This is a genomic window from Oceanisphaera marina, assembly GCF_014643915.1.
Lineage (GTDB): Bacteria > Pseudomonadota > Gammaproteobacteria > Enterobacterales > Aeromonadaceae > Oceanimonas > Oceanimonas marina.
In genome coordinates, this window is record NZ_BMKE01000015.1 from 77,054 (window position 1) to 93,183 (window position 16,130).

The 16,130-nt window shown below is 52.4% G+C and carries 14 protein-coding genes; 12 read left to right on the forward strand and 2 right to left on the reverse strand.

The genetic code is table 11. The features are described from left to right. Positions 1–85 precede the first annotated feature (85 nt). Positions 86–382 (reverse strand): hypothetical protein, encoded by a 297-nt coding sequence (locus IEW52_RS10345; RefSeq protein WP_188629995.1) that lies wholly within the window; start codon positions 380–382, stop codon positions 86–88. Between the two features lie 107 nt (positions 383–489). On the opposite strand from IEW52_RS10345, the gene IEW52_RS10350 reads away from it, so the two are divergent. Beyond that, on the forward strand, positions 490–693 hold the full coding sequence (locus IEW52_RS10350; RefSeq protein ID WP_188629996.1) for a DUF1127 domain-containing protein: 204 nt from the start codon (positions 490–492) through the stop codon (positions 691–693). Between the two features lie 89 nt (positions 694–782). Here the strand turns inward: IEW52_RS10350 and IEW52_RS10355 are convergent, their stop codons facing one another. Continuing rightward, on the reverse strand, positions 783–2,150 hold the full coding sequence (locus IEW52_RS10355) for an SLC13 family permease (protein ID WP_188629997.1): 1,368 nt from the start codon (positions 2,148–2,150) through the stop codon (positions 783–785). 69 nt (positions 2,151–2,219) lie between these two features. Here IEW52_RS10355 and IEW52_RS10360 point away from each other — a divergent pair, with 69 nt between their 5' ends. The 11 genes from IEW52_RS10360 to IEW52_RS10410 all read left to right on the forward strand — a co-directional run bounded on the left by IEW52_RS10360 (position 2,220) and on the right by IEW52_RS10410 (position 15,848). After that, positions 2,220–4,946, forward strand: a complete 2,727-nt coding sequence (locus IEW52_RS10360) for a response regulator (protein WP_188629998.1) — start codon at positions 2,220–2,222, stop codon at positions 4,944–4,946. Between the two features lie 411 nt (positions 4,947–5,357). Then, entirely contained in the window at positions 5,358–6,611 is a 1,254-nt protein-coding gene (locus IEW52_RS10365) for a D-amino acid dehydrogenase (RefSeq protein WP_188629999.1), read from the forward strand. 397 nt (positions 6,612–7,008) lie between these two features. After that, positions 7,009–7,890, forward strand: coding sequence for an AEC family transporter (locus tag IEW52_RS10370; RefSeq protein WP_188630000.1), 882 nt, complete (start codon positions 7,009–7,011; stop codon positions 7,888–7,890). A gap of 152 nt (positions 7,891–8,042) precedes the next feature. Then, positions 8,043–8,909 carry an MSHA biogenesis protein MshI gene (locus IEW52_RS10375; protein WP_188630001.1) on the forward strand — a complete coding sequence of 289 codons (867 nt, stop codon included), beginning with the start codon at positions 8,043–8,045 and terminating at the stop codon, positions 8,907–8,909. Beyond that, positions 8,906–9,484 carry a PilN family protein gene (locus tag IEW52_RS10380; RefSeq protein ID WP_188630002.1) on the forward strand — a complete coding sequence of 193 codons (579 nt, stop codon included), beginning with the start codon at positions 8,906–8,908 and terminating at the stop codon, positions 9,482–9,484. The genes IEW52_RS10375 and IEW52_RS10380 overlap by 4 nt, the downstream gene beginning before the upstream one ends. Beyond that, positions 9,481–10,131: a type II secretion system protein M gene (locus IEW52_RS10385; RefSeq protein WP_229667891.1), complete on the forward strand. Its 651-nt coding sequence runs from the start codon at positions 9,481–9,483 to the stop codon at positions 10,129–10,131. Before IEW52_RS10380 ends, IEW52_RS10385 begins: the two co-directional genes overlap by 4 nt. Further along, on the forward strand, positions 10,124–10,441 hold the full coding sequence (locus IEW52_RS10390; protein WP_188630003.1) for a hypothetical protein: 318 nt from the start codon (positions 10,124–10,126) through the stop codon (positions 10,439–10,441). The genes IEW52_RS10385 and IEW52_RS10390 overlap by 8 nt, the downstream gene beginning before the upstream one ends. Positions 10,442–10,485: 44 nt before the next feature. Then, a complete protein-coding gene (mshL, locus tag IEW52_RS10395; protein ID WP_229667892.1) occupies positions 10,486–12,063 on the forward strand; it encodes a pilus (MSHA type) biogenesis protein MshL in 1,578 nt (525 codons plus the stop codon). Then, positions 12,063–12,953, forward strand: a complete 891-nt coding sequence (locus IEW52_RS10400; RefSeq protein ID WP_188630005.1) for a tetratricopeptide repeat protein — start codon at positions 12,063–12,065, stop codon at positions 12,951–12,953. The genes mshL and IEW52_RS10400 overlap by 1 nt, the downstream gene beginning before the upstream one ends. Then, complete coding sequence (locus tag IEW52_RS10405; protein ID WP_188630006.1) at positions 12,931–14,628, forward strand: GspE/PulE family protein; 1,698 nt, start codon at positions 12,931–12,933, stop codon at positions 14,626–14,628. The genes IEW52_RS10400 and IEW52_RS10405 overlap by 23 nt, the downstream gene beginning before the upstream one ends. Further along, on the forward strand, positions 14,628–15,848 hold the full coding sequence (locus IEW52_RS10410) for a type II secretion system F family protein (protein ID WP_188630007.1): 1,221 nt from the start codon (positions 14,628–14,630) through the stop codon (positions 15,846–15,848). Before IEW52_RS10405 ends, IEW52_RS10410 begins: the two co-directional genes overlap by 1 nt. Positions 15,849–16,130: the final 282 nt, after the last annotated feature.

Here is a 16,130-nt window from a genome sequence, read left to right on the forward strand (position 1 = left end):
TGACAACTGGTAGAATGAGCGCGATTTGCTCTTGAGATCGCGGGCTCATGAGGCGGATGCTGGTGATTTTATTTGTTTTTTGCTGTTAAATTGGTGTTATATGTTGTTGTGGTTTCATTTTATGGTTCATCTGTGTTTTTTGCATTTTGAGCATAATCGTCGACTGTGTGGCATTTTTGTAGTGGTGACTGCTGTTTGCCTGTTGTGAGTAAATATTCAGCGGGCAGTTGTTTTTTGTTGCTTTGGTGTGCTGCAGTTGCGTAAAGCTTTGGTAATAGTGATTGATTATTTGGCTTGGTGGTTTTTTGAGCTTTATGTTATGTCGTGGCGATGAAACCGGCTTGTTAAGCGCTTGATGATGCAATGTTTGTTTGTATTTCAAGTTCATTAACCTATTACAAAATCTAATGTTGTGAGCAAATAAATGTGGTTTGAGAGCGCGGTGTGGGCTCACTATGCTGTGGCCAATTTCTGCTCAGGAGGCGCATCATGCATACCCACACTCAAGTTCAATATTCTACCCGTGCTCGTCGTCATGGCACCACCAGCTTGCGGGCCACCCTGCTGTTATGGCTGCAGCGCAGTCGCACCCGTCGTCAATTATCACACATGCCGGATTATCTGCTTAAAGACATAGGGCTGAACGAAGCCGACCGTTTTCAGGAAGTCAGCAAGCCTTTCTGGCAGTCGTGACAACCGGGTCAACAGGCCCAGGGATGCGCCCACAAAAAAGCCGCTGAACTCAGCGGCTTTTTTACGTTTGCAGTTTGATGTCTTTTCTTTTAGCCAAACAGATAAAAATAACCGGACAACAAGGCAATACAGGCCAGGTTCAATACCAGACCGGCTCGCATCATGTCCTTTTGCTGAATAAATCCCGAGCCAAACACGATGGCGTTAGGCGGGGTGGCCACCGGCAGCATAAAGGCACAGGAAGCCGATACCGCAATAACAGACGCAACCATGACAGGTGGCAGACCCAGGCCTTCGGATACCGCCACAAAGACCGGGATCAGCAGTGCCGCACTGGCGGTGTTGGAGGCCAGTTCGGTCAAAAAGACCACGAAGGCGGTAATGACCAGCAAAATCACGAATGGATTGCCATTGCCCAGCATGTCGGCCAGATGATGGGCCAAAAACAGGCTGGTGCCGGTTTCTTTCAGTACATGGCTCAGGGTCAGGCCGCCACCAAACAGCAACAAGACGCCCCAGTCGGTATGTTTTTCAATGTGCTTCCATTCGGCCACTCGGGTAATGCCAATCATGGCAATGGCCAGCAAGGCCACTATGGTATCAAAAGAGGCTATTCCCCCCAGCGCCTTGGATGCGGGGCCAGAAAATATCCACAAGAAGACGGTAATGGAAAAAATAGCCAGGGTTATCTTGCGCTTGCCCGTCCAGGTAATGCGCTCGGCGGTCAGCTCGATGCGCTCATTCAAATTGGGACGAAACAGCAGATACAGCACCACAATGGCCACGGGCAACAGCAGCAGGGTGATCGGCAAGCCAAGCGCCATCCATTCATTAAAGCTCAAGCCCACTTCGGCGGCGGCAATGGCATTGGGCGGGCTACCAACCAGAGTAGCGATCCCTCCAATGCTGGCACTGTAGGCGACACCCAGCAGAACAAATATATAGGTGTTATTATGACGCTCGGCATTCAGGCAGCTTAATAGCCCCAATGCCAATGGCAGCATCATGGCAGTGGTGGCGGTATTGCTGATCCACATCGACAGAAAAGCGGCGGTAAAAAACAGTAATAATACCGCCGTGCTCAGTTTACCCTTGGCCAGGTGCAGAATGCGGCTGGCAATCAGTCTGTCCAGCTGCTGGCTGTGCATGGCGGCTGCCAGGGCGAAGCCCCCCAGAAACAGAAAAATAATGGAATTGGAAAAATTGCTCAGCGCGGCGTTGGTGGTCAAAATCCCCAGCAAGGCGGCTAACAGAGGTACCAGGAGGGCAGTAATGGTAATATGCAGGGCTTCTGTTAACCAAAGTACGGCAATAAACACCAGCAGGCTCAGACCTTTGGTCACACCAGGCTCAAAAGGGAGTGTATTAAGCAGCACGATAAACAACACCAGGTCCGCGCTTAAAATGCCCCACTTTGCCCTGATATTTATATTTTGTTGTGGAATTTCATCAGCCATGTTTCTTTCTCGTTATAATATTGTTTGGTCGAAGAGGGCAAGTATATCATCCCCCCCAGGGTGGGAAAGATGATGGCTGTTGCAAAACGACGCAATTCTTTTATCCCTCGCTGGGCGCTGTTGGTTTATACCCTGATGTTGTCTTTATTATTGCTGGGTTACGGCGCCAATCAGTATCGGCAATATCGCTATTACCTGGCGCTTGAACAACAGATAACGCCAGTGATAGACGCCTTGCACGACCTGCAGTACAAGGTGGCGAGCAATAGCGATAATGGTCAGCAACTGAATGAAAAAATAATAGCGCTGTCGTTGACTGCGTCCACATTCATGCAGTTTGTAGAGCGAAGAGGGGAACCGTCAGCCAGTATTAATGAAGTGGCGGCTCAGCTTGAATATTATCAACAGAGCCTGCAGCTTCTGCAGGATGCAGATATGCGCAGTCGTTATGCATTGGATGCCTTTTCCGAAAAAGTAACGCTATTAAATCCGCACAACCACAACGATCTATATCGGGCTCTATTACGACGCAGCCAGCTGTATATAAATGCAACCAACCTGCTGTATTTGTATGCATTGGATGAAGACGCCAATCGTTTGCTGCCCGACGCCACTGAACAGCAGCAAGAAGCCTTGTATTTTTTCAGACTTTACTGGCATAACCTGGAACAGCTGGTGCAGCAACGCTATGCCTTTGCCGTTGATGATAGCGCCGTGTTGATGACGTACGCTGACAGCTGGCGCGAACAGGCCGAAGAAAGCAGACGAGGCATGATACTGGCGTTACTGCTGATCTTGCTGCTGTTTTTTAGCCTGGGGCTGCTGCTGCTGGCGGCCCGTAACCGCCAGCTTAGGGATGCCAACCAGGCGGCGATTGCACTGGCGCGGGCCAAAACGGATTTTTTGGCCAACATGAGCCACGAAATCCGCACGCCCATGAATGCCATTATTGGTTTCTCTTCCTTGCTGCAACAAACGCCGCTGACCACGCAGCAGTTGCAGTATCTGAAAAAAATCAAGAATTCGTCCGACAACCTGCTGTTGCTGATCAACGACATTCTGGATTTGACCAAGGTAGAGGCAGGCAAGCTAGAGCTGGAAGACATAGAGTTTGATCTTAACGAGCAGCTCGAACGTTTGTCGGGGCTGTTTTCGGATATGTCCGAACACAAACAGCTGGAAGTGATTATCGACAAAGACGCTACCGTGCCCGATAGCCTGCGCGGCGATCCGCTGCGGCTGGGTCAGGTGCTGGTCAACCTGGTGAATAACGCGGTTAAATTTACCGAGCGCGGAGAGGTCGTTCTCAAGATCTTTATCTGTAACCAGAAACAGTCCGAGCCGTGTTTGTGTTTTCAGGTTATCGACACCGGCATCGGTATTATTCCCGAGCAACTGGATCGCCTGTTTCACTCTTTTACCCAGGTGGATGCCAGCACTACCCGTAAATACGGTGGTACCGGACTGGGGCTGAGCATTACCCATCATCTGGTGCAGTTGATGAAGGGGTCTGTTGAGGTCATCAGTCAGCCAGGTCGCGGATCAACCTTTACCGTGAGGTTACCCCTGCAACCGGTTGCTGCGGTAAGAACCAAACCCTTGCCGTATCTACAAGGGCGAACTGTGCTACTGGTGGATGACAACGCCCTGGTGATAGAAGTTCTTGGCCAGCTGTTGCGCCAGCTTGGACTGGTGGTGTACAGCGCGCTCGACATTGACGGCGCGAAAGAGCTATTGCTCAAACGAGGTGGTGAACTTGAGCTGGCCCTGGTCGACTGCTGTCTGGGGCAGGATAACGGCCTGGATCTGGCCCGTCACATGCTGCAGCAGCCCCACTTGGGTCATATCAAGGTGGCGATTACCAGTGCCTTTGGCCAAGACAGACCCGCAGAACAAATGCGCCATCTTGGCCTGAGTCACTATTTATCGAAACCGGTGACCGAACACAGCCTGCGCCACTGCCTGGAGCAACTGCTGGAGTGCCATGCCGAGGAGCCTAATGTGCTGGTGAACATTCATTCCCAGGATGTGTCGTATTACCAGGCTCAGCTGGTCGGCAGACAAATCTTGCTGGCGGAAGATAATCGCATGAACCAGCAACTGATAGTGGAATTTTTAAAACAGGTGGGGGTGTCGGTCACGCTGGCCGACAATGGCCGACAAGCGGTAGAGCTTATCGCCGAACACAACTTTGATGCCATCTTGATGGACTTGCAAATGCCGATACTCGACGGCATAGAAGCCACTCGGCAAATTCGTAAACTCAACATCAATCATGATATTCCCATAGTGGCACTGACCGCCAGTGCCATGCGGGGCGATCGAGAAGCCAGTCTGGCCGCAGGCATGAACAGCTATGTGACCAAGCCGGTTAATCGTTTCGATTTATATCAGGCACTTGTTCAGGTGTTAGTCCCCGTTATTGCCAACCCCGCAACGGCGTTCTTGTCCGATGCGTCTGTGGTTCAGGCCGAGGCGCCATCACCTACATCACCCAGCCGCTTGGATACTGATGTGGCAGAGCAGCGACGGTTTATAGAGCAGCACCAAGACGATGGTTGGCTGTTACAGGCATATGTCTCTGCAGAAAACTGGTCTCAAGCCCAGCACCTGGTGCAAAGCCTGGCCGAACAGGCCAGTGGCTGTGGTTTGCTGTCGCTGGCTGATCACATTTATAAGCTGTTGTTACCTTTGCAAAACCAGCAAAGACCAACGGCAGAGCAGATAAGCGGTTTGAATCAGTTGTTGGCGCAAGAGAAAGCCAGACTCATTAAAGCGCCAGACACCAAGGGCTAGGATCTGGATCTCTCGGTTATGCGGTCATTCTCATACGCACCAGGTTTTCGCCCTTACGCCGTCATCCTGACGAACGTCAGGATCTGGTTGTAGATTTTAAAATCCAAACAAGATACCGGGGCGAGCCCGGCAAGACGCCGGAGGAAAGCCCGGCGTTTGTCTTACCTATTTTTTGATGTAAGTGTGATCCTTGTCACACTTAGGTTGGTTATGGTTTTTTATTTCAGTTTTAGCTTTAAAGTTGGAATTATAATCTGGTTAGTAAACCGTGCTCAGATAAAGATGTAGCCCGCTGGATTACGGCGTTGCTGCGAGCTGTGTTGCGACTTGGTGGTAATATTTTTTACTCTGGATTTTCTTGTTTTTATAGACGATATTCTCGCTATTAAAGCATCTTGCCAGGGGGAAGTGATGAAAGTATTGGTATTGGGTAGTGGCGTCGTCGGTGTAACCAGCGCCTGGTATTTAGCGCAGCAGGGTCACGAAGTGACCGTTATCGACAGACAGCCCGATGCGGCAGAAGAAACCAGTTTCGCCAATGCCGGCCAGCTTTCGTTTGGCATGAGCTCCCCTTGGGCGGCACCGGGTATTCCGCAAAAAGCCATCAAGTGGATGTTTCAGTCTCATGCTCCCCTTAAAGTACGGCCCAGCCTCAACCCGGCGCAATGGCAGTTTATGCTGTCTATGCTGGCTAACTGCAACGAAAAATCCTATGGCGTGAACAAATCACGCATGGTGCGGGTATCCGAGTACAGCCGTCAGTGCATTAACAACCTGCAAGACGAGCTCAAGCTGCCGTTTGAAGGTCGCAAAAAAGGGTTGCTGCAGGTGTTTCGTACCCAAAAGCAGATTGATGATGCGGCAAAAGACATCAAGGTATTACAAGAATTCAATGTGCCGCACAGCATGTTGAACGTAGAAGAATGTATTGCCAATGAGCCTGCGCTGGCGCGCGTCAAGCACAAGCTGGTGGGCGGTCTGCACTTTCCTGCCGACCAAACCGGTGACTGTAATCTGTTTACCAAATCCCTGGTGAAAAAATGTCAGCAGCTGGGGGTGGTTTTTAAGTTCAATACTGAAATAAAGGCACTGGTCAACGATGGCGACATGATTCGCGGTGCGCAAACCTCGAATGGGCTGGAAACTGCCGATCAGGTACTGGTCTGTATGGGCAGCTATTCCCCGTTCCTGTTGAACCCGCTGGGCATTCGCCTGCCTGTGTATCCTATTAAAGGTTATTCATTGACGCTGGACGTAAAGAGCGATGCGGATGCACCTCAGTCAACCGTGATGGATGAAACCTACAAGGTGGCCATTACCCGGTTTGACAACCGTATTCGTGCTGCGGGCACCGCCGAGCTGGCCGATTTCAATGCCGATCTGCCCAAGGCCCGTCGTGCGACGATTGCCGAGTCGGTCAGCAGTTTGTTCCCCGAGGGTGGCAACATAGAGCAAGCCCAGTTCTGGACCGGTTTCCGCCCCATGACTCCGGACGGCACGCCTATCATTGGTGCCACCCGTTACAAGAATTTGTGGTTGAATACCGGCCACGGCACCCTGGGCTGGACCATGGGCCCGGGCTCTGGCAAATTGATTGCCGACCTGATCAGCGGCAAGCAGCCCGATATAGATGACAGTGGTCTGGCGGTGAGCCGTTACGCTTAACATGCGCCACCAGGCCGTGTAGACACTTGAATATCAAGGCGCCATAATGGCGCCTTTTTCGTGCCCGTTATAAAACACTCGAAGATATAACCTATTTTTGCAACGGAACATTTTTGCAATGGAATCAGCGAAAGAACACGGAAAAACAGGGATCCAATTTGGAAAGCTGTTGTGTAGCCCGTATTTCAGGCAGGAATATGGGGCTGCTTTTCGAGCATGTATGCCGTGCCACGCAGGTTTTTTCTCGAATGCTCTTGCCGATAAGAACTCTTGTTACTTTTCGCACTTCTCACATCTTGATTTTCCGTGGGTTTCGCAGGTTCCGTTGCAAATGGCTCTACAGTCTTAAAGACGAACTCCGTCTTTTTTATGCAGGGCGCTGATTTTAAAGGATAATATGTTTTCTACCTTACTCAACATAGTGGTGCCGGTATTTGCGGTGGTGGCGGTTGGCTTTGCCTTTGGTCGCCGTCAGCTCAATACCGACATGAGCTTTGTTAACCTGGCTAACGTAGCGGTATTTTGCCCGGCTCTGGTGTTTTCGGCCCTGATTGACAATCCCATACAGTTGGGTACCAGCTGGCCACTGATTGCGGCCGGCATTCTGGTGATCTTGCTGCCGGGGCTCTTGTTGTGCTGGGTTCATTTCAAGGGGCTGGAACGGCGCACTCTGGTGCTGGGAGGCATGTTTCGCAATACCGGCAACATCGGTATTCCCCTGATGATGCTGGCCTACGGTGAAGATCAGCTGGGCGCTATTATCATTCTGTTTGTGTTGTCTAATGTTATTCATTTTTCATTGGGGCTGTTTATTTTATCCCACTCGGCGGGACGCTGGCAGTGGCTTAAAAACCCCATTGTCTGGGCGGCAATACTCGGACTGTTGTTAGCCGGCCATCGCAGCCTGTTACCGGAATTTGTGTATACCAGTGCCGATTTACTGGGGCAAATTGCGGTTCCTCTCATGTTGTTTGCCCTGGGGGTGCGATTATCAAGCGGCGAAGTAGGCGACCTTGGGCTGGCGTTCAAGGTAAATATCAGTTATCTGCTGGCCGGAGCCAGCAGCCTGTTACTGGTGGCCTGGTGGCTGCCGTTAACTCAAGACTGGTTGCAGTTGCTGGCGCTCTCGGTGATCTTGCCTCCTGCGGTACTTAATTATCTGTTGTGTGAACAATATGGCTGCCAACCTGATAAAATGGCCAGCATTGTCTTGCTGGGGAATCTGATGTCGGTGGTTACCATTCCGGTGGTGATTTATTTAACGCTGACCTTTCTGTAACGGGCTTTGTTAAACACGCCTAAGTTTGACCCCAATCAAGATAAAAAAGCGAACAGTGTGATCAGGCAAGTCCTTGTTTTTTTATATAATTGCTTGTTCATAATGCGCTTTTATCTGTCTATACTGACCCTTTATTTTTCTGTGCGGTGCAAATGGAATTTCTACCTAGTTGGCTTAAACCCGCCCAGGCATCGTCTGCGGTGGGCCTTTATCTCACATCCAATATGTTGTTGGCCGTTGATGAACTGCAGCCGTTAGTGCTTATCGAGCGCAGCATTGGTGCTGGTGAAACGGTGACAACGGCACTGCGCGCGCTGATTGACGAGCAGCAGTGGCAGGGGCGACGCCTGCATATTGCCCTTAATCGTCGGTGGTACAAGCAAACTCAGATAGAAAAGCCCACCATGCCGGATGAAGAGCTGCAACAGGCTCTGCCCTGGTGTATGCGTGATCTGGTGGAGCAACCGGTTGAAACCCTGCTGTTTGACTATATCGACCTGCCTCAGGGCCCGGCAGGACAGGCACGCATTGCCGTTTATAGCAGCGAGCGTGAGCCGTTGGCGAAACTGGTGCAGGCCATTACTCCTCAATGTGACATTGCCACCATTGGTATTGATGAGCTGGCCATGGCCAACCTGCTGAAGCCCGAGATTCGCGGCTTGTTATTGCACAAGGTGCCCGGGCAAGAATTAACCCTGACCTTTATCCACCAACGTCAGTGGCATTTTTCGCGCACTATTCGCGGTTTTCAGGCGCTGGATGACGAAAATATGCCGGTTGATCAGTTCGTGTTCGATAACCTGTTGCTGGAGCTGCAACGCAGTATTGACTATGCAGTAGGGCAACTAAAACTGAGTGCCCCCAACAACTGGTATCTGGCGCTGCCGCAGCGCGTAACACCGGCCATTACGGACGCGATTCGCCAGGTATTCGATATCAAGCCCGAGTCACTGACCTCTGATGTTTTTAGCCCCATCGGCCTGCCGGCATTGGGGATATTGAAAGAGGATCTGGCATGAAGCAGCGCATTGAGTTTTATCAAGCCGAGCTGAAGCCGGTTCAGGATCACGCCAATATTCACACCTTATGGCGAGTCAGCCTTGTCATTGTCGTGTTATGGGGGCTGGTGTTTGCCTATGCCGGGCTGAGTCGCTATCAGCTTGAACAGCAAAACAATGCCCTGCAGGCCTCCTTGATGGCCGGCTCACGAGATATGGATCAGTTGCGTCAAACCTTGGCCATGCTCAACGCTCGCCAGGATGATACCGAGCGCAAGCGTGTAGAGCAGAACATCAAGGGGCGCCAGCAACTGCTGGGTGTGCTGCAACAGAAAAATCTGGTGTCTTATGCCAATACGCTAAACGATCTGGCGCACATTCCCTGGCAAGGAGTGGCCCTTAAAGGCTTGACCTTGCAGGGCAAGCAAATGGTACTGCGGGGCGAGGCCTCCAAGGCCAGTGCCGTGCCGGCCTGGATCTTGGGTTTTGAGCAAAGAAGCAGCCTGCGGGGTCATGAATTTGGTCAACTGGCCATTACTCAGCAACCCGAAGGCGGCTTGAGTTTCAGCCTCTATAGTGCGGAGATGACGCCATGAGTGCCATCAAGCAACAAATCTCGGACGTGTACAGCCGATTTCTTGCCTTGTCTCAACGCGAGCGCTGGTTGGTGCTGGCAGCCAGCTGGGCCTTGGTGGCCTGGCTAGGATTGGTATTGTATGAGTCTACATTACAGGCTAGTGTGGAACAGCAAATGCAAGAACAACAAGCGCTTACTCGCCAACTTGCCGAGCAGGAGCAAATTAAGGCCGAACTGACTCAAGGCATTGCACAGCTGTCGAATAATGATAATGCCCAGCAGTTGGCCCGTCTTAATCGACGCTTGAGCCAACTCAACGAAAATGTCGTTCAAAGAATGAGTACCCTGGTGGAGCCGGAACAAATGTCCGGTTTGCTGTTAACCATGCTGGAGCAGAGCAAGGGACTGGAATTACTCGAGTTGAGTAATCAGGCTCCCCAGCAGTTAAACAGCGAAGAGGGCAGCGAGACCTTATATCGGCACGATCTCAGTCTGCTGCTTAGCGGCAGTTATATGGCGCTGCTTGATTACGTAAAACAACTGGAGCAGTTGTCTGGCCGTATTTTTTGGCGAGGCCTGGAATTCGAATTAGAAGAATACCCCCAAGCCATTATTCGGCTCGACTTTTTTACTATTAGCCAACACAAGGAGTTGCTGCGTGGTTAATTCGTTATTGTTGTTATTACTCAGCACCACAGCGGGGGTTCAGGATCCTACCCGGCCATTGACGGCGGTCCCGGTAATACCTGCTGCGGTTGAGCAAAATTCAGTGCCATCACCCCAGTTACAGCTGCAGGCCACGTTTACTGGAGGCCAAGCCAGCGCCATTATTGACGGCGCCCGTTATCAAGTTGGCGACAGTATCAACAGCTATCGATTGGTGCGCATTAGCGCACACCAGGTATGGCTTGAAGGGCAGGGCAAGCCTCTTGCCCTGACTTTGTTTCCCTCATTACTGAATTTGAGTAACCAATGAACCTAACGATACGACCTTTAGCGATAGCCTTACTGGGTGCGTCAATGGCGGCGTGCGTCACGACACCAGATGGTTCTTTACCCAAAGCAGCGCTGGACGAGGCGCTGAAAATACGGCCCGATGCGGTGCCGCGGGACGTTGAGCAAGAGCTGCTGAACGCCAGACCCACCAATACGGTGATCACGGCAAGCCCTCGGGTACGCCGTTTCGATATTGCTACCAACGGCGTGCCGGCCAGCAGCTTTTTTAATGCCCTGGCCAGTCAACATGGCATCAGCATAGCGGTGCATCCAGAGGTGAATGGCGACATCAGCCTTAATTTACGACAGGCCACCCTGGCCGACACCATGGCGGCGATTTCACAGCTGTACGGTTACGGCATCGAATATAAAAATGGCGTGTATCAGGTCTATCCCAATGGCGTGCGTACTCGCACCTTTAACGTTAACTATTTGATGTTGTCCCGCCAGGGGCAGTCACAAACGGCCATTAGCGGCAGCAGCCTGTCTAGCAACAGTGATAGTGACAACAGCAGTAATTCAGGAAACTCCACCCGTATTAATACCGAATCAACCAACGACTTTTGGGCCGATCTTGAGTCGGCGCTCAGTCGCCTGATTGGCAATAAAGACGATCGGGTGGTGGTCACCAATGCCCAGGCGGGGTTGGTAAGCGTACGTGCTGCACCGGACGAACTGGCCCTGGTCGAAGATTTTCTGAATCAGGCCGAGCGTCAGTTAAAGCGCCAGGTGGTATTAGAGGCGCGCATTATAGAAGTAGAGCTCAATGACGGTTATGAGCAAGGTATAGACTGGTCCAATCTACAGGCTGGCACCAGTAATAATTTTAAACCGCCACATCGGGTGACTGGCGGCACAGCCAATCCCTATCCCGGTTTCTTGAGTCCCCTTGGCGATATGCTGGGCGGCGGTGCCGTGTTTAATTTTACCGACGGCAATTTCAGCACCATGATCAGCCTGCTGCAAACTCAGGGTGAGGTGAATACGCTGTCCAACCCCAGGGTAACCACCAGCAACAATCAGAAAGCGGTGATCAAGGTAGGGACCGATGAATACTTTGTTACCAACTTTACGCTGGAAACGACCACCAGTAACAATGGCCCACCAATACAGTCACCGGATCTGGAGTTATCGCCATTTTTTTCCGGCATTTCACTGGACGTCACACCGCAAATTTCCGACGACAACCGAGTGTTGCTGCATATTCACCCCACGGTGAGTGAAGTAAGTGACAATAATAAGATACTGGACTTAGGCCTGGCTAATCCGGTAGTACTGCCGCTGGCGCGCAGTACGGTACGAGAGTCGGACACCATAGTGGAAGCCCGCTCTGGCGAGATGATTATTATTGGCGGTTTGATGCAGGAAAAACAAAAGGAGCTCGACAGTGGTGTTCCGGTATTAAGCAAAATACCGGTGCTGGGTAACTTGTTTAAAAACCGTAATGTTGCCAACCAGAAAAGCGAGCTGGTGATCATGTTGCGGCCCGTAGTGGTTGCCGAAAATACCTGGCAAGACGAGTTGCAACGCTCTCGCGATTTACTGGAAAAATGGTACCCCGAGCGCGAGGCAATGCGTAGCGTAGACAGGGGAGTCTTATAATGAAACCGGGCGTGGCCTCCAGAATTCTGAACTCAAGCTGGGTCATCGCCAGTGTGAGTGGGTGTTTGTTACTGGCCAGTGTGCAGTCGGCACAGGCGCAAGATGTAACCGATGCGGATGACGCTAATGTGCCCATGACCGATTTAATGGTGAATTTGCCAGAAGCCGAACTGGATGCCTTTGCCAGGGAGTATTTGCACCAATCTGCCCGTTCGCCGGGCGAGCCCCGGGCGCCTGCCCCGAAACAAGCCGTGACTACCCCTACCCAGCTTGATATCAAGGAAGTGATATTGGGCCGGGCAGCATGGCTGGCCGAGATAAACAGTCAGGCCGATGTGGCCTTGGCCAATAATAACTGGCCCTTGGCAGAATTAAGACTAGCTCAGGCCCTGGCCGAATATCCGGACGCCCACGCCAGCCGATTGCGACTGGCGGCCTTGCTGTATGGCCGCGGCGCACTGGGCCAAACCCGTGCCGTATTACAACAGGGCATAGAGTTGGCACCCGAGCATGCAGATTTACGGTTGACGCTGGCCCGCTTGTTGGCCGAACAGCAGCGTTTTGCGGCGGCCTTGCAGCAGCTGAATGAAGCGCGGCCTACCTTCGCGGATAACCTGGATTACTACAGCCTGCAGGCCGAAGTAGCCAGGCGCAGCGGCCAGTGCCAGCAAGCCATAGAGACCTACCGGCAGCTACTGACTCATACCCGGGTGGGGGCCTGGTGGTTAGGCATGGGCTTGTGTCAGCGTGAGTTGGGTGAAGAATATGGCGCGGCGTTTATGCAGGCGCGCGCCAGTGCCGATCTTGGCTCGGCCTCACAACAGTTTGTAGAACAGCAACTAAAGCAATTGCAGCAGCGGGAGCAAGATGGCAAAGCACAAACTTACTAAACGACTGGGTGAGCTGTTAATTGACCATGAGGTGATTACCCAGCAACAGTTGGAAGCCGTATTGCAGCAACAGCAGCGTGAAGGTGGCCGTATTGGCGCGCTGCTGGTGAAAATGGGCATTCTTACCGAGCAGGAGCTGCTGGGGTTTGTTGCCGAACAACTCGACTTGCCGTTGCTGGATCTGAACAAGATAGAGGTAGACTCCCAGGCGGTTAAATTATTGTCTGAGGTCTATGCACGGCGCCACCGCGCCTTGGTCATCGCCGCCGATGACACCCAGGCAACCGTGGTGTTGTCCGATCCTGCCGATCTCGACACCCAGGATGCCATCACCAATCTGCTCTCGCCGCGAGAAATCCACCTAGCGGTGGCGCCACAAAGTCAGCTGTTTGATTTATATGATCACTTGTATCGTCGCACCGACGATATCGCTCATCTTGCCGAGCGCTTGCAAGTTGAAAACGCGCCCAGTAAACCTGTGATAGAAGCGGCCGGGCTGGATGACAGTGATGCAACCGTGGCCAAATTGTTGTACTCCATGTTTGAAGATGCGCTGCAAGTGGGGGCCTCCGATATACACATTGAGCCCGATAAAACCCTGATCCGTCTGCGGATGCGGGTAGATGGTCTGTTACAGGAAACCGAGCTGAAAGAAGTGAATATCGCCCCGGCTCTGGTGTCGCGCCTGAAAATCATGGCCGGCCTGGATATCTCTGAGCGCAGGCTACCCCAGGATGGCCGCTTTGCCTTGTCCGTCAAAGGCCATCCGGTAGATGTGCGTATGGCCACCATGCCGGTGCAATTTGGCGAGGCTGTGGTGTTGCGACTGCTGGATCAATCCCAAGGCATTCGCAGCCTGGAAAAAGCCGGCATGCCCGATGAGCTGCTGGTTGCCTTTCGGCGCAAACTGGCCAGCCCCAACGGTATTATCCTGGTCACCGGCCCTACGGGCAGTGGTAAAACCACTACTTTGTATGGCGCCCTTAACGAGCTTAATATCCCTGAGCGTAAAATCATTACCGCTGAAGATCCGGTGGAATATCAACTGTCGCGGGTTAATCAGGTGCAGGTAAATACCAAGGCCGGGTTAACCTTTGCCGGCATACTGCGTACCAGCCTGCGCCAGGACCCCGATGTATTGCTGATTGGCGAAATGCGTGACCAGGAAACCGCCGAAATCGCCATGCGTGGTGCGCTTACCGGTCACCTGGTACTTTCTACCCTGCATACCAACGATGCCCCCAGCTCGGCGGTACGCCTGATGGACATGGGCGTGCCCGGTTATCTGGTGGCCAGCACCCTGAAAGGCGTATTGGCCCAGCGCCTGGTGCGCCGCTTGTGTGAATACTGCAAGGTTGAGCATCCGCTTGAGCAAAGCGAGCAGCAGTTTTTGCAATATCTGGTACCCGGAATGAGCGAGGGCACCTTTTATCATGGTGAAGGCTGCGCCAGTTGTAACCATACCGGTGCCAAAGGGCGGTTGGGTGTATATGAATGGCTGGAAATCAGTCACGATATGGCCGACAGCCTGCGCGAACAAAACATCGACGCCTTCAATCAGCTGGTGGCCGCCGATGCCGGTTACGTTACTCTGGCGCACTCGGCGCTTAAGCTGGCCCAGGCCGGAGATATTGCCTTGAGTGAAGTGCTGCGCCTGAGTGAGTGGATAGACTGATGGCGTTTTTTCAATATCGGGCGCGTAATGCTCGCGGCGAGCTTAATCAAGGGCGGTTGGAAGCCGCCTCTGCGACTGCGGCAGCGGACAGCCTGATCAGTGCTGGCTTGATGCCGGTGGAAATTAAAGAAGCCAAAGCCAGCGCCAAGCGCGACTTCAAGTGGCAAGCCTTCTTGCACGGGCGCGTTAAGCTGGAAGTGCTGCTGATTTTGTGCCGGCAGTTTTCGTCGCTCACCCGTGCCGGTATTCCTATTTTGCGTATCGTGGAAGGGCTGCGCGACACCACGGACAACAAGCTGCTGATCTCGGCGTTGAACGATGTAGCCGACGCACTCAACCAGGGGCAAACCCTGGCCAATGCGCTGGCGGCGCACCCGCATATTTTCAACAGCTTGTTTGTATCACTGGTGGAAGTGGGTGAAAGCACCGGCCAGCTGGAACAGGCCTTCTTGCAATTGGCCCATTATTTTCAGCTGGAGCTGGATACCCGCCGCCGGGTAAAAGCGGCCATTCGCTACCCCATGTTTGTTTCTATCGCCATGATTGCCGCCATGGTGGTGATGAATATTTATGTGATCCCGGCTTTCAGTGGCATTTTCGCGGGCCTTGGGGCCGACTTGCCCTGGACCACGCGCTTGCTGATCGGCTCTTCTGAGTTTTTCACCCAGTACATTTTACACATGGTGGTGGGCTCTCTGGTCGGCATTGTGCTGTTAATGCGCTATGTAAAAACTAAACCAGGCAAGCTGCGCTGGCACACCTGGTTGTTACGCATTCCCATTATCGGCCCCTTGGTCAAGCGTATTTTACTGGCGCGTTTTTGCCGCAGCTTCTCGATGATGCTGGGTGCCGGGGTACCCATAGTGCAGGTATTGACCCTGGCCGGTAACGCCACCGGCAACGCCTATTTAACCCAGGCGATATTGCAAATGGGCGACAAGCTGGCCTCGGGCAGCAGCCTGTCGGCCGTCGCCGAACAAAGCCGGGTATTTACGCCTCTGATCTTGCAGATGTTCAAGGTGGGTGAAGAAACCGGCCGGGTCGATCAAATGGTAATGGAAGCGGGGCGCTTTTATGAAGAAGAAGTGGACTACGACATTACCAATCTGACCTCTAAAATCGAGCCAATTTTGATCGTGGCCATCTCCGGCATGGTACTGATTTTGGCCTTGGGAATTTTTACCCCCATGTGGGACATGGTAGGCTTGGTAGGCGGGTAAATGTGTAAGGGTGAAGTGCAAATAATGAGGAGTGAAATGCGAGGAGTAAATGGGACAAGAGAGTGTTAAATCCGGCACTTATTGCTCCAGGTCGTCTTACCGGAGTGCTCCGGTGTCTCGCTTTAAAAGCTCACAAAATCAGTAGAGTATTTGCACAACAGCTATTGTACCGCCTCAGGTCATCCCTTTACCCATAAGTCAGCCCAATAATTCCTTTGTTTCTTGTATGGCTCGGACCATATCATGGCAACGTTCCAGGCCCAGCCACAGCGTTTGTAACCC

Bases quoted from the DNA above. Each gene is read 5' to 3' on its own strand.
- IEW52_RS10350 (WP_188629996.1), top strand. From the start codon at position 490: ATGCATACCCACACTCAAGTTCAATATTCTACCCGTGCTCGTCGTCAT.
- IEW52_RS10355 (WP_188629997.1), bottom strand. From the start codon at position 2,150: ATGGCTGATGAAATTCCACAACAAAATATAAATATCAGGGCAAAGTGG.
- IEW52_RS10360 (WP_188629998.1), top strand. From the start codon at position 2,220: ATGATGGCTGTTGCAAAACGACGCAATTCTTTTATCCCTCGCTGGGCG.
- IEW52_RS10365 (WP_188629999.1), top strand. From the start codon at position 5,358: ATGAAAGTATTGGTATTGGGTAGTGGCGTCGTCGGTGTAACCAGCGCC.
- IEW52_RS10370 (WP_188630000.1), top strand. From the start codon at position 7,009: ATGTTTTCTACCTTACTCAACATAGTGGTGCCGGTATTTGCGGTGGTG.
- IEW52_RS10375 (WP_188630001.1), top strand. From the start codon at position 8,043: ATGGAATTTCTACCTAGTTGGCTTAAACCCGCCCAGGCATCGTCTGCG.
- IEW52_RS10380 (WP_188630002.1), top strand. From the start codon at position 8,906: ATGAAGCAGCGCATTGAGTTTTATCAAGCCGAGCTGAAGCCGGTTCAG.
- IEW52_RS10385 (WP_229667891.1), top strand. From the start codon at position 9,481: ATGAGTGCCATCAAGCAACAAATCTCGGACGTGTACAGCCGATTTCTT.
- mshL (WP_229667892.1), top strand. From the start codon at position 10,486: ATGGCGGCGTGCGTCACGACACCAGATGGTTCTTTACCCAAAGCAGCG.
- IEW52_RS10400 (WP_188630005.1), top strand. From the start codon at position 12,063: ATGAAACCGGGCGTGGCCTCCAGAATTCTGAACTCAAGCTGGGTCATC.
- IEW52_RS10405 (WP_188630006.1), top strand. From the start codon at position 12,931: ATGGCAAAGCACAAACTTACTAAACGACTGGGTGAGCTGTTAATTGAC.
- IEW52_RS10410 (WP_188630007.1), top strand. From the start codon at position 14,628: ATGGCGTTTTTTCAATATCGGGCGCGTAATGCTCGCGGCGAGCTTAAT.